This window comes from Streptomyces akebiae (assembly GCF_019599145.1).
Classification (GTDB): domain Bacteria; phylum Actinomycetota; class Actinomycetes; order Streptomycetales; family Streptomycetaceae; genus Streptomyces; species Streptomyces akebiae.
Map to the genome: position 1 here is coordinate 727,163 of NZ_CP080647.1, position 18,075 is coordinate 745,237.

The window sequence follows — 18,075 nt, forward strand, 5'->3', positions numbered from 1 at the left end:
AACGAGGCGGTGGCGGGACCGACTCAACGGGTCGGCGCGCGGAAGAAGGACGGAAGTGGGCGCGGAAGTGGGCGCGGATGTCACCGTCGAGCTCTTCGGGTTGTTCCATGGCGGCGAAGTGGTCGCCTCGATCGCCCGACGTCATCACCGTCGTCGGCATCATGGCCTGGCCAACCCCGACCTCGTCGAGCGCATACGCTCCGGCGCCCCCTGAACGCGCCCGACCCCGACACCTCGACACACCACCGACTCCGGGCGTCCCCGCACGGCTGCGGCGCAGGGCGGTCCCGCGACCCGTGGAGTCACGGGCCGCCACCGCCGTGCGCCGCAGCTGTTTCACCTCGCATCCCGGCGTTCCACGCCGAGGTCAAGGGAGTCTGGCATCACCGCTCGGGCATCACCGGGTCGCCGCCGATGGCTCACCCTTGCGCGGGAGGCACCGGGAAGAGCATGCAGCTACTGGTGGCGTGGGCGAGCAGCCGGTCCGACGCGTCGACCAACTGCGCCTGGGCGAGGGCCGTTTGACGCCCCTGGCTGAGGACGGTGCCGATGGCGCGCACGGTGCCCGTGTCCACGGTGATCCGCCGCAGGAACTTCACCGTCAGGTCGAGCGAGGTGTACGCCATGCCCTTCGGGAGGGTGGACTGGACGGCGCAGCCGGCCGCCGAGTCGAGCAGGGTGGCGAAGATACCGCCGTGCACACTGCCGATCGGGTTGTAGTGCTCCTCCCCCGGCGTCAGGGCGAAGACCGCCCTGCCGGGCTCCACCTCGTCCAGGGTGAAGTCGATGGAGTAGTTGATGGGCGGGCCCGGCAGCCGTCCGGCCTTCAGCTCGCGCAGGAAGTCGATGCCGGCCATGCGTCCGGCGGCCTCCGCCAGGATCGCGGGATCTTCCCACTGGTACGTACGCGTTCGTCCCACGGCCGGGCACCTTCCCATCTGACTTTTGCAAGTGAAGCTAGCCGGGCGCTCACCTGACTGTCAACGACGAAGCCAGATGTCTACGATGGCGGGATGGAGTGGCTTGAGGCGAGCTCGGAGAACTGCCCCGTCCAGCGCACGCTCGACGTGGTCGGAGAGAAGTGGACGTTGCTGATCCTGCGTGACGCCGTCAACGGGGTCCGCCGCTTCGACGACTTCCACCGCCACATCGGGCTGTCCGAGGCCGTCCTCAGTGACCGCCTCCGGAAACTGATCACGGCGGGTGTCCTGAAGACCGTCCCCTATCGGGAGCCGGGCAGCCGCTCACGCAACGAATACCGCCTGACCCGTAAGGGCTGGGACCTGTGGCCGGTCCTGATGGCTCTGAGCCAGTGGGGCGAGACGTACGCGGTCGGACCCGAAGGCCCCGTACTGGACGTCCGCCACACCGACTGCGACGCCCCGGTCCGCGTCGTCGTCGAGTGCTCCGCGGAGCACTCGGCCCTCACCCCCGGGGACGTCACCGCCCGGCTGGGACCCGGCGCCCGACCTCGGACCTGAGCCACCTACCGGCCCGTCCGCGCGATCGACGGCCGGCGGCCGAGGTCGCGTACCGGGCGTCATATTACGTACGTCATGTCATGGATTAGCCTGGAGTGCGGGGCAACCGCCCCGGGCAGCGAACGGAGGAAGCTCGTGGTGCGCTACGCCAAGGAGCACAAGCAGGTGACGCGGCAACGCATCATCGAGAAGGCCGGCCAGCGGTTCAAGCAGGACGGCATCGACGGCTCGGGCATCTCCACCCTGATGTCGGACGCGGGGCTCACCAACGGAGCCTTCTACGCCCACTTCACCTCCAAGGACGACCTCGTCGCCCATGTCGTGGCCGGCGAACTGAACACACAGCTCTCGCAGTACGGCACCCTGCGACCCGGCCGCGAGGGGCTCAAGGACCTCGTGCGTGAGTATCTGTCGCCCGAGCACCGGGACAACCCCGGTACCGGATGCCCTTCCGCCGCCCTGCTCGACGAGATCGGCCGCTGCGGAGACGCGACCAAGGAGGCCTACACCGACGGCGCGCGGAACATCATCGACGAGATCGCCGCCCGTCTGACGCCCGAGGACCCGCAGTCCGCTCGTGGCACGGCCCTCGGGCTCTACACCATGATGGTGGGGACACTGCAGTTGTCCCGCGCCCTGTCCGACCGGAAGCTCTCCGACGAGGTCCTTGAGCAGGGCATCGGGAACGCCTACGCCGTCCTGGGGTGAGCAAAGGGCCCGAGGCCGCCGCTCAACCCCGTGGGCGTCACGACTGCGAGGCGACAGTCCGCTGTCAAGCGGCGCTGGGAGCGTCTGCGCTCCACGGGCATCCTCCGCCAGGGAGCGCCGATCCATGGATAAGCCGTCCTCTCCCGCCCCTGCGTGGGCGCCCCTACGGTCGAGGCTGCGGGCGCTCACCGGCCCGCCGTACCGAAGGAGCAAGACCCCCATGAAGATCACCGGCAACACGATCCTGATCACCGGCGGCACCTCGGGCATCGGCCTCGGCCTGGCCCTGCGTTTGCACGAGGCCGGTAACAAGGTGATCGTCGCCGGCCGGCGCAAGGAACTCCTCGACGACATCACGGCCGAGCACCCGGGCATCGACGCGCTCGTCCTCGACGTCGCCGACCCCGACTCGATCGCCCGGGCCCGCGAGACCGTGGCGGCGAGCCACCCGGGGCTGAACGTCCTGGTCAACAACGCCGGCATCATGCAGCGGGAGAACCTCCTCGACCCGGCCGGACTCCAGGTCTCCGAGGATCACATCGCGACCAATCTGCTCGGCGCGATCCGGATGACGTACGCCTTCCTGCCCCTCCTGGTGGGCAAGGACGACGCGGTCGTCATGAACGTCACCTCAGCGCTCGCGTTCGTCCCGTATCAGAGCACCCCGACCTACAGCGCGACCAAGGCCGCGCTGCACTCCTTCTCCGAGAGCCTGCGCATCCAGCTCACCGGTGCCGACGCCGGCGTCCAGGTGATCGAGGTGGTCCCGCCGGGCGTGCGCACGACCCTGCTGGGCCAGCAGGACAGCGAACACTCCATGCCGCTGGACGACTTCCTCACCGAGACCCTCGACCTGCTGCGCGAGCAGCCCGACGCGAAGGAGCTGGTCGTCGAGCGCGCCAGGTTCATCCGCGACGCACAGGCCAACGGCTCCTACGACGACGTCCTCGCCATGATCGCCGGCAGCTGACCCTCGTCCGAAGCGGCAGGTGTCCTCGACGGAGCCCGTCGCCGCGGGCCGCCTTCCATGCCGACGGCCTGCGGCGTACCGCCGACAGGCGGTAAATCTCCCAGCGGGTCACGCAGGGGCAGGTGACCATCGGGTCGTCTCGCCGCGCGCCCTCGCGTCGGACGTGTGAGCGGCTTCGCGCGGGTGGGAGGGAAGGGCTCAGCCATGGATCGGCGGTCTCTGGATAGCCGGGCGGGATCCGGCGAGGATGGACGGCATGGACAAGAAGGAACTGGCGGAATTCCTGCGCCACCGACGTGAGATGTTGCGCCCCCGCGACGTCGGGCTGGTCGAGGGGCCACGCAGGCGTACGCGGGGGCTGCGCCGCGAGGAAGTCGCGCAGCTCGTCGGCATGTCCACCGACTACTACGCCCGGCTGGAACAGCAGCGCGCCCCGCAACCCTCCGTCCAGATCACCACCGCCCTCGCCCGGGCCCTGCGGCTGACCCTGGACGAACGCGACCATCTCTTCGCCCTCATCGGCCACAACGCCCCGGCCCGCTTCCACCGCTCCGAACATGTCAGCCCGACCCTGCTGCGGGTCCTGGACCGTCTGGACGACTCCCCGGCCCTGGTGCAGACCGACCTGCTCGACACCCTCGCGATGAACCCGTTGGCCGTCGCGCTGCTCGGCGACCAGACCCGCCACACCGGTCTGGCCCGCAGCGGCTACTACCGCTGGTTCATGGACCCGGCCGAGCGTCTGGTGTATCCCGAGGAGGTCCACGAACACCACGGCCGCGCCCATGCGGCGCGCTTGCGGGCCGCGCTGACAGCCGGCAGCGACACCCCCCGAGCCGCCCGGATCCTCGCCGAACTCCAGGAACACAGCCCCGAGTTCGTCCGCATGTGGGAACTTCAGGAAGTCGCACAAAGCTACGACGACTGCAAGACCCTCCTCCATCCCGAACTCGGCCGCATCGATGTCGACGCCCAGCTCCTGTTCACCGAGAACCGCGCCCAGACCCTGGTGGTGCTGACCACCCGCCCCGGCACGGAGAGCCACAGCAAACTCGAACTGCTCTCCGTCATCGGACACCAACAGCTCACCCCCTGACGTCCTGGACCGGGGACCAGGGACCAGGGACCGGCGACCGGGGACCGGGCCGGGCTCGGCGCGGGAGGCCCGAACAAGCACCCTGGAATGGCACAGCCCGCACGGCTTCTACCCTGCGCTCTACGGCCAAATATGTCGGCCCCCTGCGATGTCCGGGCCCCGCACTCAGGCCGCCCATTTGACCGGACGCCGCCTCCGTTTTACTCTCGACCAAGTGCGGAGGCAGCATCCGTTTTGATGCGGCAGCAGGAAACGGCAGGCAGGAGGGTGCAATGAGCGCCGGTGAACTGCGGGGACGCAAGCCCCGCGCGGACGTCCAGCGCAACCGCGCGGCCCTCCTGGAGACCGCGCAGCGTCACTTCCTGCAGCACGGGGTCGGCACCTCCCTCGAGGCGGTGGCCAAGGAGGCGGGCGTCGGGCCAGGCACCCTGTACCGGCACTTCCCCACCCGGGAAGCGCTGCTGGCGGCCGTGCTGCAGACACGCTCCGAGGAACTGGTGGCCCGCCAGGCGGACATCGAGCGGCTCGACGATCCTGCCGAGGCGCTGGAGCAGTGGCTGCGGGCGATGGAGGAGTACTTCAGCGCCTTCAGCGGGCTGCCGGACCCGCTCATGGCCGCGGCCCGGGCGCAGGACCCGGACAACCCCCTCACGATCCCCTGCGACATCCTCATCTCGGCCACCGATCAGTACGTGCGCGCCGCGCAGCTCGCGGGGCGCGTGCGCGCGTCGGTGCGCGGGCACGACCTGTTCCTCGCGGCCTGTTCCGTCGCCTGGATCAAAGGCACGGGTACCGAGGAGGAGCCGCTCGACCGGCTCCGCACGCTCATCGCGAGCGGCTACCGCGAGCGGGACACCCAGACGTAAATCGTTAGGCACCCCGCTCCGCCCCCGCAACGCCGGGCGGCACCACCACCCATCCATCACACCGTGCTGCCCCCAGGGGCGGCACAACCTCCCGAGGGACAAATAATGAAAATTACTGTCATAGGCGCCGGCGCCATCGGCGGGAACATCGCTGCCAAGCTCAGCACGGCCGGTCACGACGTCCAGGTGGCCGACGCCCGCGGCCCCGAGGCCGTCCGGGCGGAGGTGCTGGAGGCCGGGGCCCGTGCGGTGGATCTCGCCGACGCCGCCGTCCAGGGCCGGGACGTCATCGTCCTGTCGATCCCGTTCGGGGTGGCGGGCCGGCTGGCGGACCTGTTCGCGTCGGTGCCCGACGAGACGGTGGTCATCGACACCTCGAACTACTACCCCGGCATGCTCAGCGAGCCGATCGAGGCGGTGGACAACGGCCAGGTGGAGAGCGTGTACACCGCCGAGCTGCTCGGCCGCCCCGTGGTCAAGGCGTGGAACGCCGCGCTGGCCGAAACCCAGCGGACCAAGGGTGTCCCGGCCGGAACGCCCGGCCGCCTCGCCATCCCCGTCGCCGGCGACTCCGAGGAGGCGCGGAAGGTGGCCATGAGCCTGGTGGACGACACCGGCTTCGACCCCTACGACGCCGGCACACTGGCCGACTCGTGGCGCCAGCAGCCGAACAGCCCCGCCTACTGCACCGAACTGACCCTCGACGAACTGCCCGCGGCCCTGGCCGCGGCCGACCGCGTCAAGGACGCGGCCATCCGCGACAGCCTCCCGGAACGCATCGCCGCCCTCCCGGCCGACCCCACCGTCGACGACGTCGTCGAGATGAACCGCGCCGCCCACCGCTGAGACACCCGACGCGGCACTCGTGCACGCGACGGACACGAGAGCGGCAGCGCGTGCACACCACGAACGAAGACGAAGAACGAAGAGCGCGCAGCACGGCAGATGACCGCGCGTCACGGAGAGGAACCGCCTTGCCCGGCACCGCATCACCCTTCACCGACCTCGCACGCTCCCGCCGCTCCCCCCGGCAGTTCCTGCCCACCGCCCTGTCCCCTGCGGATATCCGCGGTGTGCTGGAAGACGCACAGACCGCCCCCTCGAACAGCAACACCCAGCCGTGGACGGTGCACGTCGTCTCGGGTGCGGCACGGGACGCCCTGAGCAAGGAGCTGCTCCAGGCCGAGGAGGAGGGACGGACCTCTCCGGATTTCACAGATGGGTACGGCGAGGAGGGCATCTACGTCGAGCGGTCGCGAGCCCTGGGCGCGAGTGTCTACCGGGCCCGGGGCGTCGAGCGCTCGGACCGGGACGGCAGGAGGGCTGCGGTCCGCGAGAACCTGGACTTCTACGGCGCTCCCCATGCCGCCTTCCTGTTCATGCCGGCACTCGGCGACGGGGTGCGGACGGCCGGCGACATCGGCATGTACGCGCAGAACTTCCTGCTCTCGCTGGCGGCCCGGGGTCTGGCCGGCATCCCGCAGACCGTACTCGGCGTCTACGCCGACACCGTCCGCGAGGTCCTGGGCGTCCCCACGGAGCTCAAGCTGCTGTTCGGCATCTCCTTCGGCATGGCCGACCCGGCGGCACCGGTGAACACGCTCCGCACGGAGCGGGTTCCGCTCCAGCGGAGCGTGGTCCTGCATGACACCCCGGGAGTCCTCGACAGGCCGTAGTTCCTCCGCCTGTGGGAACAATCCGGCCTACACGTTCATGCACCCAGTTCGTGCGTTACGCGCAGGCCGCCGAACGCGGCAAGATCCAGCCGCTGTTCATCGCGGACATCCCGGTCCTGGACGTCGAGCCATCCGCCACAGCGCGGCGGACAGCCACAGCAGGATGACGCCGACCAGCACGTGCAGGGCGCTGGTGAGCAGGGAGTCGGGGAGCGCGGTCAGGAAAGCGAACAGCGGCAGGACGACGGCGTAGCCCCACGACGGGATCCCCGGGAACACCCGGGCGCGGATCATCGCGGCTCCGAACAGCGCGCAGCCCAGGGCGAAGACGGTCGCGGAGCCGGTGAACACGGGGATGGTGGGGCCGGTCAGGGTGGCGTCGACGACGTTGTCGTCGAAGTAGAACAGCACCAGGTTCGAGGCGAAGGCGGCGCCGCCGAACAGGCCGAGGCCGACGAGGTTGACGGTGCGGGCGACGTCTCCGAGGCGGCCGGTGGCCGGACGCTGCACGAGTTGCAGGCCGGTGAGCAGCGGCAGGGCGAAGGCGGGCGCGAGCGCGAACGCGACGCTGGTCGCGGAGGTCTCGCCGGTGAACGCCTCGACCAGCGCGGGCAGGGCGATCAGCAGGCCGGACAGTGTCCCGCACAGGGCGTCGGCGCGGAGCGTCGATGCCGATGCCGCTGTCTCTGTCGTTGCCTCTGCCGATGAGGTGATGGGTGAGGACATGATGCCGCTCCGGTTGCTCGGACAGTGGGTCAGGGCCGTCACCGTAGGGAGCGGGCGGGCGGTGGCGGGAGGTGAGGAACGGGGGCATCGGAGGCCATAGGTCACCATCGGCCGGGCGGTGTGGTGCCGTTCGGCATGTGTCGTCCGGCCCGACCCCGCCGGAGTTCCGCGCGAGTGTCCCCTCGACGCGGCGTTCGGCCTAGCCTGGCGGCAGCGGGCGAGGGGGTGTGCATGGCGGCGTATGTACCTGTGCGGTGGGTGCCGCCCCTGTTGTACGGCGCGGTGTTGCTCGGCGGCCTGTACCACGCGGCGGCCGATCTGGACGGCGGTCCCGGGCCGACGGTCTGGCGGACGGTCGGCTTCGTCGCCGCGGTCGGAGCGCTGTTCGCTCTGGAGGCGTGCGGCCGACGCCGGCCCGCCGCACGGGTGCCGATCCTGTTGGCGCGTTGTTCGCTGATCGGCGTGGTGGTGCTCCTCGACACCTCGGGACTGTCGCACGTGCTGTTCGTGCTGCTGCCGTTCACCGCCTACCTCTCGTTCGGCCGTACGACCGCGCTCGCGCTGGGCGCGCTCTGCCTGGCCGGACCGCTCACCGCGTACCTGCTGACCGTGCCCGGCTGGTACCGCGACCCGGAGCGCGTGTCCGACCTGCTGATGCTCTCCGTCGGCCTGGTGCTGGCGCTCTCGATGGCCGCCGTGGCCGTCGGCGAACAGCGCGCGCGGTTCGCCTCGGAGGAGTACGCGGCGCAGGTCGCCGAGCTGTCCGCCGCGACCGAACGCAACCGGCTGGCCCGGGACATCCACGACAGCCTCGGGCACCATCTCACGGCGATGTCCGTGCAGTTGGAGATGGCCTCGGAGTTCCGGGCCCTGGCCCCCGATGCGGCCCAGCAGGCGCTGAACGAGGCGAGGAGGTCGGTACGGCTCGCGCTGGTCGACGTACGCCAGTCCGTCCGTACGCTACGGGGCGAGACGCCGCGCCCCACGCTGTCGACCGCGCTCGCCGGCCTGGCGCACAGCGGTGAGGCACGGCCGCGGGTCACGGTCGAGGTGAGCGGCGACCAGGACGGCTACGGCGCGCCCGAACTGACCGCCTTGTACCGGGCCGCACAGGAGGGCGTCACCAACGCGCGCCGGCATGCGCGGGCCACGCGGGTGTCGGTGGTGCTCCACCTGGCCGAGGACGTCGCACGTCTCATGGTGACCGACGACGGCCGGGGCTTCGCACCGGACGCGGCCACTGCCGGAGTCGGGCTGCTCGGGATGAGGGAGCGAGTGCACCTCGTGGCGGGACGTGTCGACATCGACAGCGGTCCCGGCACCGGTACCCGGCTGACGGTGACCGTTCCACGCGGGAAGACACGGAAGGCATGACATGGACGACGACCCGGAGCCCAGGCCGGCGGTACGTGTGCTCGTGGTGGACGACCAGACACTCATCCGGGACGGCATCGCCTCCCTGCTCTCCATCCGGCCGGGCATCGCGGTCGTCGGCACGGCCGTGAACGGCCGGGATGCCGTGGCGAAGACACTGGAACTGGGCCCGGACGTCGTCCTCATGGACGTCCGGATGCCGGAGATGGACGGCGTCGAAGCGGTGGCCGTCCTGCGCAGCCGGGCCCCGGAGTGCAGGGTGGTGATGCTGACGACGTTCGACGACGAGGAGTACGTCGTGCAGGCGCTTCGGGCCGGGGCCCACGGCTACCTGCTCAAGGACCTGCCGGCCGAGGAACTCGCACACGCGGTCCGCCTGGCGCACGCGGGCGTCACGCAGCTCGACTCCTCCGTCGCCCACCACCTCACCACGTCCCTGCCCTGCCCCGGCCCGCCTCAGGCCCCCGCTGTCGCCCTGAGCCCACGCGAGACGGACATCCTGAGACTCGTGGCGCAGGGCCACACCAACCGGGAGATCGCCGCGCGCCTGTACCTCAGCGAAGGCACGGTCAAGAACCACGTGTCCCGCATCCTGACCCGCCTCGCCCTGCGGGACCGCACCCAGGCGGCACTACGCGCCCGAGACCTCGGCCTGCTGTGAATCCACGGGCTGAGGCCGATGGCGACGCAGAGGACCCTTACCGGGCGGTGTACCCGCCGTCCACGGGGAGGGCGATGCCGGTGACGTAGCCGGTGCCGGGGCTGTACAGCCACAGGACGGCCTGGGCGATCTCCTCGGCGGTGCCGAGCCGGTCGACGGCCTGGCCCGACTCCGCGTGCGTACGGTCGAGTTCCCCCTTGGCGATCATGGTGTCGACCATGGGAGTGGTGAGGGTGCCGGGGCAGACGGCGTTGACGCGGACACCACGAGCGCCGTACTCGAGGGCGGCGCTCTTGGTCAGGCCGATCACGCCATGCTCGGTGGCGTGGTGGGCGGCGCGGCCGGGGTTGCCGACGAGGCCTCCGGGGGAGGAGCAGCTGACGATGGCGCCGCCGCCCCGGGTGCGCATGTGCCGGAGTTCGTGCCTCATGGTCGCCCGGACGCCGCGCAGGTTGAGGGCCTGGACGCGGTCGAACTGCTCCGCGTCTCCCTCGTCGGCGGCGTCGGTGGGCGGGGGCATGACGCCGGCGTTGTCGTAGGCCGTGTCGAGGCGGCCGAAGGCGTCCACGGTGCGGTCGACGACAGCGGTGACCTGGTCCTCGTCGGAGACGTCGCAGACCAGCGCGAGGGCCTGGTGGCCGACGTCGGCGAGTTCCTTCGCGGCGGCGTCGACGGCCTTGTCGTCGATGTCGGCCGGGGCGACGGCGGCGCCCGCTTCGGCGAAGGCGCGGGCGGCGGCCAGACCCCTGCCGGCGAAGGCGCCGGTGACGAAGGCGACCTGCCCGGTGAAGTCGTAGGTGGGGTTCGAGTCGGTGGAGTTCACGTGAGTGGGATTCAAGTCACTGGGGGCTCAACTACGTGGGGGTTCAAGTACGTGGGGGTCATACCGTTCTTCTCGTGTCGAGGGGTGGAGCGGGCCGGGACGCCGAGGTGCGTCAGCGGCGGTCGAGGGCATCAGGGGGCGGCTTCGAGGGTGATGCGGCCGGCCCGGCCGAGCTGGTCGGCGCCGACGTCGAGGTGGCCGAGGATGAGCAGGTCGGCAGAGGCAGCGGGCCCGTCCCGGTAGAAGAGGGCAAGGTTGCCCCAGGGGGCGTAGTAGGCGATGTCTCCGGTCCTGGCCGCGGCTGGTTCGGGGGCGCCGGAGGTGTCCAGTTCGCGCGGCAGGTCGGCGACCCGCTCCGTGCCGTGGAAGTCCTCCAGGTCCAGGGTGAGCGGGAGCAACTCGGCGAAGTCGCGGGCGGCGGGGCTGTCGTTCAAGGTGGCCTCGACGGAGCGGCCGTCGAGGGTGACGCGGATGTCCATGGCGGTGCTCCTGCTGGAGGCGGACGACGGGGAGGCCGGTGTGGGGGACGGGGCGTCGGATGCTGCCGTCTCCCGTCCCGCAGGGGCCGAGACGGAGGACGAACGCGACGGCGCGGCGTCTTGTGAGTCGCTGGAGCAGGCGGTCACGGCCAGCAGCAGGGTGGCCGCTGGAGCGAAGCGGACCAGACCGCGATGGACTGCGGAGTGCATGGAGAAGGTCCCCGGGGGCGTCATGCGGGCGTGGGCGTGGGCATGGGCATGGACATGGGCAGTCCGAGGTCAGTCGGTGGCCGGGGTCGCGGTGTATTCCTCGTCGGTGACGGGGGCCAGCCACTGGACGACGGCGTGGTCGTCGTCGCCCTCGTTGATGGCCAGGTGGACCATGAGCCGGTTCGGGGCGGCGCCGTGCCAGTGCTCCTCGTCCGCTTCGAACAGGACGCGGTCGCCGGGCCGGATGACCTCGACAGGGCCGCCGCGGCGCTGGCACAGGCCGACGCCTTCGGTGACGAAGACGGTCTGGCCCAGCGGGTGGCGATGCCAGTGGGTGCGGGCGCCGGGCATGAAGTGCACCAGGGAGGCGGTGACCCGGGAGGGGGCGGGGGCGGCGGCGACGGCGTCGATGTGGACGTCGCCGGTGAACCAGTCGGGCGGGCCCTTGACGGTGTCGATCGAGCTGCGGGTGATCTGCATGGCCGCTCCTTCGGGTGGAAGGGGATCAGGGCTTGAGGAGGGTCTTGACGGCGCGGCGCTCGTCCATGGCCTGGTAGCCCTCGGCGACCTCGGCGAGGGGCAGGGTGAGGTCGAAGACCTTGCCCGGGTCGATCCGGCCCGTGAGGACGCGGTCGATGAGGTCGGGCAGGTAGCGGCGTACGGGGGCGGGGCCGCCGCGCAGGCCGACGTGGGAGAAGAACAGCTCCTGGCCGTCGACGGCGACGTCGTGGGGAACGCCGACGAAACCGACGTTGCCGCCCGGGCGGGCGGACTGCAGGGCCTGGCTCATGGACTCGGCGGTGCCGACGCACTCCAGGACGCTGTCGGCACCGATCCCGCCGGTCATCTCCTTGATCCGGGCCACGCCCTCCTCGCCGCGCTCGGTGACGATGTCGGTGGCGCCGAACTCGCGCGCGAGCTTCTGACGGGGTTCGTGTCGGGACATGGCGATGATCCGCTCCGCGCCCATCTCCTTGGCCGCGATCACGCCGCACAGGCCGACCGCGCCGTCGCCGACGACCACGGCGGTCGAGCCGGGCTCGACCTCGGCGGCGTCGGCGGCCCACCAGCCGGTGCCCATGACGTCGGAGACAGCGAGCAGACCGGGCCAGAGATCCTCGCCGGGCGTCTCGTCGGTGGCGACCAGGGTGCCCTGGGCGTTGGGGATGCGCACGTACTCGGCCTGGCAGGTGGACATGAACTCGCGGTTCAGGCAGTTCGACTGGAAGCCGTTCCCGCAGTTCGCGCAGGTGTTGTCGGAGGTGGCGAACGAGCCGACGACGAACTGGCCCGGCCGGAGCGAGGTGGCCTCGGAGCCGACCTCTTCCACGAAGCCGACGTACTCGTGCCCCATCGGGTGCGGGTCGCCGATCGGCTCCGCACCGCGGTAGGGCCACAGGTCGGAGCCGCAGACACAGGTGACGGCCGTCCGGATGATCGCGTCGGTGGGACGGAGGATCTTCGGGTCGTCCAGGGTCTCGAAGCGGACGTCACCAGGGGCGTGGATCACTGCGCCGCGCATGGGGGGGGCTTCCTTACGTACGAGGGTCCGGGCCGCCCGGTGACGGCCCGCGTGCCGGCCTTCCCGGAAGCGGGAAACCCGTGGGACCGCGGCGCTCCCGCTCCGCCGGGGGAACGGCCGGGGAAGCACCACGCGATCCAGGTAACCCGCATCTCACGCCCGCGGCGAGTCACTGATGAGAGGTGTACCGGCAGTACATCCCTCCCACGGCGCGCCGGGCGTACGGTCGTGGGGTGGACAACCAGGAACAGGTCCGCGAGTTCCTCACCTCGCGGCGCGCGAAGATCACCCCTGAGCAGGCGGGACTGCCCACCGGCTCTCGCCGGCGCGTCCCCGGCCTGCGCAGGAGCGAGGTCGCGGCGCTCGCCGACGTCAGCGTCGAGTACTACGCCAAACTGGAGCGGGGCAACCTCGCCGGCGTCTCCCCGGCCGTCCTCGAAGCCGTCGCCCGCGCTCTCCAGCTCGACGACGCCGAACGCGCGCACCTGCTGCATCTGGCCCAGGCCGCCGACGGTAGCGACGCCCTGACCCGGCCCCGCCGACGGCGTACCAAGGACCAGTGGAAACCGCACCGCAGCCTGCAGTGGACCCTGGACGCCATCACCGCCGGACCCGCGTTCGTCCGCAACGGCCGCATGGACGTGCTGGCCGCCAACGAGCTCGCCCGCGCCTTCTACGCCGACGTCTACGCCTCACCCGGCAACCAGGCGAACCTGGCCCGCTTCAACTTCCTCGACCCCGCCTCCCGTCGCTTCTACCCCGACTGGGACCTCGCGGCCGACATCGCCGTCGCCATCCTGCGCACCGAGGCCGGCCGCAACCCCCACGACAAGGGTCTGCACGACCTCGTCGGCGAGCTGTCCACGCGCAGCGACGGCTTCCGTACGCGCTGGGGCGCCCACAACGTCCGTCACCACGGCACCGGGACCAAACGCTTCCACCACCAGGCCGTCGGCGACCTCACCCTTGCCTACGAGGGCTTGGAGATGGCCGCCGAACCCGGCCTCACCCTCACCATCTACACCGCCGAACCGGGCTCACCCTCGGAAGAGGGACTTCGCCTGCTCGCCTCATGGGCTGCCACACCCAGGACCCTCGCACCGCACTCGAGCGACTGAAGATCTCCGGGAATCAGGGGCGCGGCAGCAGGACGACTCCGTCGCGGTCGGCGTACAGGGTGTCACGGGCTGTGAACGTGACGCCGCCGAACGACACGGGTGTCGAGGCCGGCGAGGAGGGCGCTGTCGCGGACGGCCCCGTACACGACGACACCGGCCCATCCGTTGTCGCGCGCCCGCTCGGCCATCACATCGCCGAGGAGTTCGGCGTGCAGGGCGCCTCCGCCGTCGACAACCGCGACACAGCCGTCCCCGGGTGTACGGAGCAATTCGTGCAGCAGGGCGTCGTCGTCGGGGCTGGAGATGGTGCGCACCGGGCCGGCGAAGGAGTGCACCGCACGGTAGGAAGTGAACTGCTCCTCGCGGACTCGCGGTTGGTCACCGTGCTCGTCGGCGAGATCGGCGGTACCTCGCCGGCCCGCGCGGAGTCCCGCTGGGGCCTCTACCACGACCGCCTCGACCATCCCGAGCGCGACGACACGTCCTGGTTCCACCACCTCGACCTGCGCAAGTCCCCCACGGGCGCGATGGAGTTCACGGCCCGCCCCGTGGTCCCCTTCCTGGTCCCGGTCGGCGGTTTCACCCCCGCCGGCGATCCCTCCCGTCACCTCGGCGAGGTCCACCCGGAACAGGTGGCGACCGCGGGGGCCCGGGAAGCGGCGCCGGTGGCGTTGCGGCAGGAACCCACCTCGACCGGCACACCCGCCCACGCCGGGGCCGACGCGGACACGCCGGTCACACCTCGCCTGCTCGACCTCCTCGCTCTCACGGAGGGCGAGCCCGAACTGTCCGCCCTGACCCCCTACTTGACCGGCCCGGAGCCCACCGTGCGTCGTACGGCCGTCACGGTCCTGACGCAGACCGTCCCGACCGGAACAGGACCGGCACTGGACGCCGCGCTCACCGACACCGACGCCGGCGTCCGTGCCGCAGCGGCCGCCTCCCTGCGCGAACTTGTCGAGACGCTGGCCTCGCCGCCGCCCTGTCCGAGCCCGACCCGGTTGCCGTGCCACCGCACTGGATGTCCTGCGCGCCTTGCGCCTGGGTGACGTGGAGCTGTTCGCGGACTTGTTGTCGGACTCCGACATCGCCGTCCGCATCGCGGCCGTGCGAGCGCTCGTGTCGATCGACGCCGCCGCAGAGCTGGCGCGTGCGGCGGCCGTCGATCCGTCACGCGAGGTCCGCGTCACCATCACCAAGGCACTGGCCACCGCGGGCCAGTGCTCGGCCGTGGCTCACTCGGCCCTCGCGGAACTCGTGGACGATCCCGACGCCTTGGTCCGTGGGGCCGCCCACGAGGCACTGGGCACGGCCGGTTGCCCGGCCGCCCTGGCCGCGCGCGCCGAGGCGGCCCTGGCCGCCGCGTCGACGGACTCGGCCGCGGACGTCAGGACCTATGCGTCGCGGGCGCTGTGACCGTGTCCTACCGTGACACCGGTCCTGCCGTGAGGTCAGGAGCGGCCCCGCGTTCCGCAGGACGTACCCGGCGACGTTCTTGCCTAGGGTGATCCCCGCCTCGTCGGCCGACCGGGTGTGGATACCGGAGAAGCCCCGGGCGTCCACGTTCTCGTCCGAGAGCTGCTTCCACGTGGTGTACGTCCTGGTCACCGGGCGCTGTGGGGCGCCAGGTCGGACGGGGTGGTACGCGGCCCCGAGAGCGCCGACAGCACGGTCTCCGCGGCACCCGGGAAGGTGTTGTGGCCGCTCGGGTGGTCCGGATGCCGGGCGCGTCGTGCAGCGGCGTCCAGTCCGGATCGGCGTCGATACCGCCGGAGCGGATCGCGCTGACGGGACGCCACCGCTCGTGGACGTACTTGCTGTCGGACGTCGCGATCCGCGTGTCCACCGGCACCCGGAAGAGCGCGACCAACTGCGCCTGCCCGGCGATGCCCTGGTCCGTGCGGAACGGCGCCACGCGCAGCGGCTCGGCGTGGAGGGAGAGGGAAAGGCCGAGCCAGAGGGTGGCCGTCTCGGTCTGGTGAGCCGCGTGCCTGGCTGTCGTCGGTACCGTACGCCGGCGCCTCCGCGAGGCCGGCGCCGTACGTCGGCGCCTCCGCGAGGTCGGCGGCGTAGCGCGCGGAGTCCGGCGCGGGTGGCGGGCACCCGGAACTGGCTCTGCGCCGTGAGCGCGAACGGCTTGGCGAGGCGGTTGCCGTACTGCGCCGCGGGAGCGTGAGCGGGTGGTGTCGGCTGCCACGCGCCGGGCGCGGCCGGTCGTACGGGACAGGGCGCGTTGACGGAGGCGGGGTCGATCCCCTGCCAGACGGTCTCCCCCACAGCCCGTGGCCTACGACCGGCGTGAGCAGCCTGAGGGCCGACCTCGGCAGCGTCTACGTCTTGCGGAAACGCTCGGAAGAACGCTCGGCCAGCGCCCCTCCGCGCGGCACCTCAGATCACCGGATCGGCGTCAGGAGCGATCTCCCGGGCCCGTGCCCAGAGGGCGTTGAACCACCTGACCTGGCGGTTGACCCGTTCGCGCTGCGCGTCGAGCGTGGTCTTCACGTTGACTCCGAGCTGGTCCGGTTCGAACTCCAGGTACAGATCGGTGTCGAAGATCACGACGTCCCGAGCCGCTGGCCTGGGGTGCGGCTGTTCTTCCGGAGAAGGTGGGAGGACGAGATAGCGCACCGTGATGCCGACGTTGCGCTGGGCCTGGCACAGCCGGGTGAACCGGGCCATGACGACGGGGTTGTCCGCCTCTGTCTCCTTGATCATGAAAAGACGGCGGATCGTGACACGACGGAGCGCCATCGCCTCGGTCTGTGCGTCCAGGTACGGTCCCGCCGAGTCCGTGCCCCAGAAGGGCTGGTCGACGGAGCTGCTCGTGGCGTCGATGGTTCGCTGGGCACACTGCGTCAGGCGGATGAGCCACTCGTTGTTGTCCCGCGGCCAGTGCGCGCTCATCCCGGTCAGGTCGGTGACGACGGAGGCAAGGCTCTCGACCTCTGACCGGGCGAATGCCTTGACGATCTCCGGGCCCTGCTGACCGACCCGTCTCAGGCTCTTGATCAGGCGTTTCGCGTCGCTTGTGCTCATGCCCGCCTCGTCGAGATCGCTGAGCAACGCGGCAGCGTCACTGAGGTGGTCGAAATGCTCCTCCAGCCGACGACTACGCTCTCTGTGCCCGGTTTCGACCGTGGCCAGCCGCTGCTCGAAGTCCACCATGTACTGGACTATGAGCGCGGAACCGCCGATGACGACAGCGACCGCGATCTTCCACAACTCGTCGCCCGACTGATCCACCAGGTTGGTGAGCACGTAGGCGACAGTGCTCACGACGACGGTGATGAGGACCTTGAGCACGAGGGGCGCGACGCGCACCCCCATGGTGGCCGGTCCAGGAGTGCCCGGATCTCCCTGCATGTACCTCTCCCCCCGTCAGATACTCACAGGATGGTGCCCTGTCGGCCCGGCGCCGGCACCTCCTGGTGCGAGCGAAGCGAAAGAAGCGTCAGCTGGTCCCGAATGCGCTGGGTGAGCGTCTTCCACTGCCTGCAGTAACCCGGCGTCTCGTCCAACTGCTCCCATACGGGGTGCAGGACGCGGTCGACGCGGGCCCGGGGCATCCACAGGTGCAGCAGGTGCTCGACGAGCGGCCCCAGGACCCCGGGACCGGACCGGTCGCCGGACCGCAGTCCGTCGAGTTTGTCGGCGACGATGCTCAGCAGCCAGTCGTGCAGCGCCAGATCCTCGCAGAGTCCGGCTGCGTCCGCTGGTGCGGTGTCGGGTGGCAGACGCAGCTCCACAACCCGCAGCCCGTCCCCGTCCTTGGTGAAGAGCACAGAGGGCGGGTCACCGGGGGCAGTCCGCGTGGCAGCCCAGCGCAGGCGGGTGTCGACCGTGGTGAGGGGCGGGTCGTGGTCCAGGACCCGGTGCTGCCGGGAGATCCGCGCCATCAGGGACTCGGCGATCGACCCGATGTCCAGCTGTCCAGGACGGTGACCGAGGAGAAGACCCCGGGCGACCGTCTGCTCGGGCAGTCGTCCGACGGGAACGAGCAGCCCGGGCCGGACCAGGTAGTGGCCCCAGGGCTGACGCCGGTCGGTCCCGGCGGCGGCCAGGGAGAAGAACGCCGAGGACAGGAGCACGCGGCCCTCCACGAGTACCGCGCGGTTCCGCACCGTGCCCACCGCGCGGACCCGCGTGCCCGTGTCGGCGGGCAACGGGCAGTCGACGCCGGTCAGCACTTCCGGAGAGACCACCTGGCGGCTCGGGTGCCGGGAGACCCTGACCCGTTCGTCGGTGCGCAGCCGCAACAGGCGCACGGCCGTCGCCTCGTCCAGCGGGTCGCGGGTGGGCAGCAGGCAGGTGCGGACCTCACCGCAGGCGAGGACGGAACCGGGGTCCGTGCGGGCGGTCGTCATG

The 18,075-nt window shown here is 71.1% G+C and carries 21 protein-coding genes and 1 pseudogene; 13 read left to right on the forward strand and 9 right to left on the reverse strand.

Annotation, left to right across the window (positions count from 1 at the left end):
• The first annotated feature begins 55 nt into the window (after positions 1 to 55).
• A complete protein-coding gene (locus K1J60_RS03160; protein ID WP_220644805.1) occupies positions 56 to 214 on the forward strand; it encodes a hypothetical protein in 159 nt (52 codons plus the stop codon).
• Between the two features lie 205 nt (positions 215 to 419).
• Here the strand turns inward: K1J60_RS03160 and K1J60_RS03165 are convergent, their stop codons facing one another.
• Positions 420 to 920 (reverse strand): PaaI family thioesterase, encoded by a 501-nt coding sequence (locus K1J60_RS03165; protein WP_220644806.1) that lies wholly within the window; start codon positions 918 to 920, stop codon positions 420 to 422.
• 93 nt (positions 921 to 1,013) lie between these two features.
• Between K1J60_RS03165 and K1J60_RS03170 the strand changes: the two genes are divergently transcribed.
• The 7 genes from K1J60_RS03170 to K1J60_RS03200 all read left to right on the forward strand — a co-directional run bounded on the left by K1J60_RS03170 (position 1,014) and on the right by K1J60_RS03200 (position 6,797).
• Entirely contained in the window at positions 1,014 to 1,481 is a 468-nt protein-coding gene (locus K1J60_RS03170) for a winged helix-turn-helix transcriptional regulator (protein ID WP_220644807.1), read from the forward strand.
• A 135-nt stretch (positions 1,482 to 1,616) separates the two neighbouring features.
• A complete protein-coding gene (locus K1J60_RS03175) occupies positions 1,617 to 2,189 on the forward strand; it encodes a TetR/AcrR family transcriptional regulator (RefSeq protein ID WP_220651247.1) in 573 nt (190 codons plus the stop codon).
• A gap of 220 nt (positions 2,190 to 2,409) precedes the next feature.
• Positions 2,410 to 3,159 carry an SDR family oxidoreductase gene (locus tag K1J60_RS03180; RefSeq protein ID WP_220644808.1) on the forward strand — a complete coding sequence of 250 codons (750 nt, stop codon included), beginning with the start codon at positions 2,410 to 2,412 and terminating at the stop codon, positions 3,157 to 3,159.
• A gap of 256 nt (positions 3,160 to 3,415) precedes the next feature.
• Positions 3,416 to 4,255, forward strand: a complete 840-nt coding sequence (locus K1J60_RS03185; RefSeq protein ID WP_220644809.1) for a helix-turn-helix transcriptional regulator — start codon at positions 3,416 to 3,418, stop codon at positions 4,253 to 4,255.
• Positions 4,256 to 4,527: 272 nt separating this feature from the next.
• Positions 4,528 to 5,121 carry a TetR/AcrR family transcriptional regulator gene (locus tag K1J60_RS03190; protein WP_220644810.1) on the forward strand — a complete coding sequence of 198 codons (594 nt, stop codon included), beginning with the start codon at positions 4,528 to 4,530 and terminating at the stop codon, positions 5,119 to 5,121.
• Between the two features lie 105 nt (positions 5,122 to 5,226).
• A complete protein-coding gene (locus K1J60_RS03195) occupies positions 5,227 to 5,967 on the forward strand; it encodes an NADPH-dependent F420 reductase (protein ID WP_220644811.1) in 741 nt (246 codons plus the stop codon).
• Positions 5,968 to 6,095: 128 nt separating this feature from the next.
• Positions 6,096 to 6,797, forward strand: a complete 702-nt coding sequence (locus K1J60_RS03200) for a nitroreductase (protein WP_220644812.1) — start codon at positions 6,096 to 6,098, stop codon at positions 6,795 to 6,797.
• A gap of 96 nt (positions 6,798 to 6,893) precedes the next feature.
• On the opposite strand, the gene K1J60_RS03205 is transcribed toward K1J60_RS03200, so the two are convergent.
• On the reverse strand, positions 6,894 to 7,523 hold the full coding sequence (locus K1J60_RS03205) for a hypothetical protein (RefSeq protein WP_220644813.1): 630 nt from the start codon (positions 7,521 to 7,523) through the stop codon (positions 6,894 to 6,896).
• Between the two features lie 231 nt (positions 7,524 to 7,754).
• Between K1J60_RS03205 and K1J60_RS03210 the strand changes: the two genes are divergently transcribed.
• Together K1J60_RS03210 and K1J60_RS03215 are read left to right on the forward strand one after the other, a co-directional pair.
• On the forward strand, positions 7,755 to 8,897 hold the full coding sequence (locus K1J60_RS03210) for a sensor histidine kinase (RefSeq protein WP_220644814.1): 1,143 nt from the start codon (positions 7,755 to 7,757) through the stop codon (positions 8,895 to 8,897).
• A 1-nt stretch (position 8,898) separates the two neighbouring features.
• On the forward strand, positions 8,899 to 9,558 hold the full coding sequence (locus tag K1J60_RS03215; protein ID WP_220644815.1) for a response regulator: 660 nt from the start codon (positions 8,899 to 8,901) through the stop codon (positions 9,556 to 9,558).
• A gap of 37 nt (positions 9,559 to 9,595) precedes the next feature.
• Here K1J60_RS03215 and K1J60_RS03220 read toward each other — a convergent pair whose 3' ends face one another.
• The 4 genes from K1J60_RS03220 to K1J60_RS03235 form a co-directional block, all read right to left on the reverse strand.
• Positions 9,596 to 10,381 carry an SDR family NAD(P)-dependent oxidoreductase gene (locus K1J60_RS03220; protein ID WP_220644816.1) on the reverse strand — a complete coding sequence of 262 codons (786 nt, stop codon included), beginning with the start codon at positions 10,379 to 10,381 and terminating at the stop codon, positions 9,596 to 9,598.
• Between the two features lie 131 nt (positions 10,382 to 10,512).
• Positions 10,513 to 11,070, reverse strand: coding sequence for a cyclophilin-like fold protein (locus K1J60_RS03225; protein WP_220644817.1), 558 nt, complete (start codon positions 11,068 to 11,070; stop codon positions 10,513 to 10,515).
• Between the two features lie 69 nt (positions 11,071 to 11,139).
• Complete coding sequence (locus K1J60_RS03230) at positions 11,140 to 11,550, reverse strand: (R)-mandelonitrile lyase (RefSeq protein WP_220644818.1); 411 nt, start codon at positions 11,548 to 11,550, stop codon at positions 11,140 to 11,142.
• Between the two features lie 25 nt (positions 11,551 to 11,575).
• Positions 11,576 to 12,592: a zinc-dependent alcohol dehydrogenase family protein gene (locus tag K1J60_RS03235; RefSeq protein ID WP_220644819.1), complete on the reverse strand. Its 1,017-nt coding sequence runs from the start codon at positions 12,590 to 12,592 to the stop codon at positions 11,576 to 11,578.
• 233 nt (positions 12,593 to 12,825) lie between these two features.
• On the opposite strand from K1J60_RS03235, the gene K1J60_RS03240 reads away from it, so the two are divergent.
• A complete protein-coding gene (locus K1J60_RS03240; protein ID WP_220644820.1) occupies positions 12,826 to 13,710 on the forward strand; it encodes a helix-turn-helix transcriptional regulator in 885 nt (294 codons plus the stop codon).
• A gap of 62 nt (positions 13,711 to 13,772) precedes the next feature.
• Here the strand turns inward: K1J60_RS03240 and K1J60_RS03245 are convergent, their stop codons facing one another.
• Positions 13,773 to 14,174: an RraA family protein gene (locus tag K1J60_RS03245; RefSeq protein WP_259407530.1), complete on the reverse strand. Its 402-nt coding sequence runs from the start codon at positions 14,172 to 14,174 to the stop codon at positions 13,773 to 13,775.
• Between K1J60_RS03245 and K1J60_RS03250 the strand changes: the two are divergent.
• Together K1J60_RS03250 and K1J60_RS03255 are read left to right on the forward strand one after the other, a co-directional pair.
• Positions 14,121 to 15,123, forward strand: a pseudogene (locus tag K1J60_RS03250) (HEAT repeat domain-containing protein); the annotation flags it as partial. The gene K1J60_RS03245 and the pseudogene K1J60_RS03250 sit on opposite strands and share 54 nt — an antisense overlap.
• 284 nt (positions 15,124 to 15,407) lie before the next feature.
• Entirely contained in the window at positions 15,408 to 15,692 is a 285-nt protein-coding gene (locus K1J60_RS03255; protein ID WP_220644821.1) for a hypothetical protein, read from the forward strand.
• 406 nt (positions 15,693 to 16,098) lie between these two features.
• On the opposite strand, the gene K1J60_RS03260 is transcribed toward K1J60_RS03255, so the two are convergent.
• Both K1J60_RS03260 and K1J60_RS03265 read right to left on the reverse strand, forming a co-directional pair.
• Positions 16,099 to 17,073: a DUF6879 family protein gene (locus K1J60_RS03260; RefSeq protein WP_220644822.1), complete on the reverse strand. Its 975-nt coding sequence runs from the start codon at positions 17,071 to 17,073 to the stop codon at positions 16,099 to 16,101.
• Positions 17,074 to 17,096: 23 nt separating this feature from the next.
• On the reverse strand, positions 17,097 to 18,074 hold the full coding sequence (locus tag K1J60_RS03265; protein ID WP_220644823.1) for an SCO2521 family protein: 978 nt from the start codon (positions 18,072 to 18,074) through the stop codon (positions 17,097 to 17,099).
• Position 18,075 lies beyond the last annotated feature (1 nt).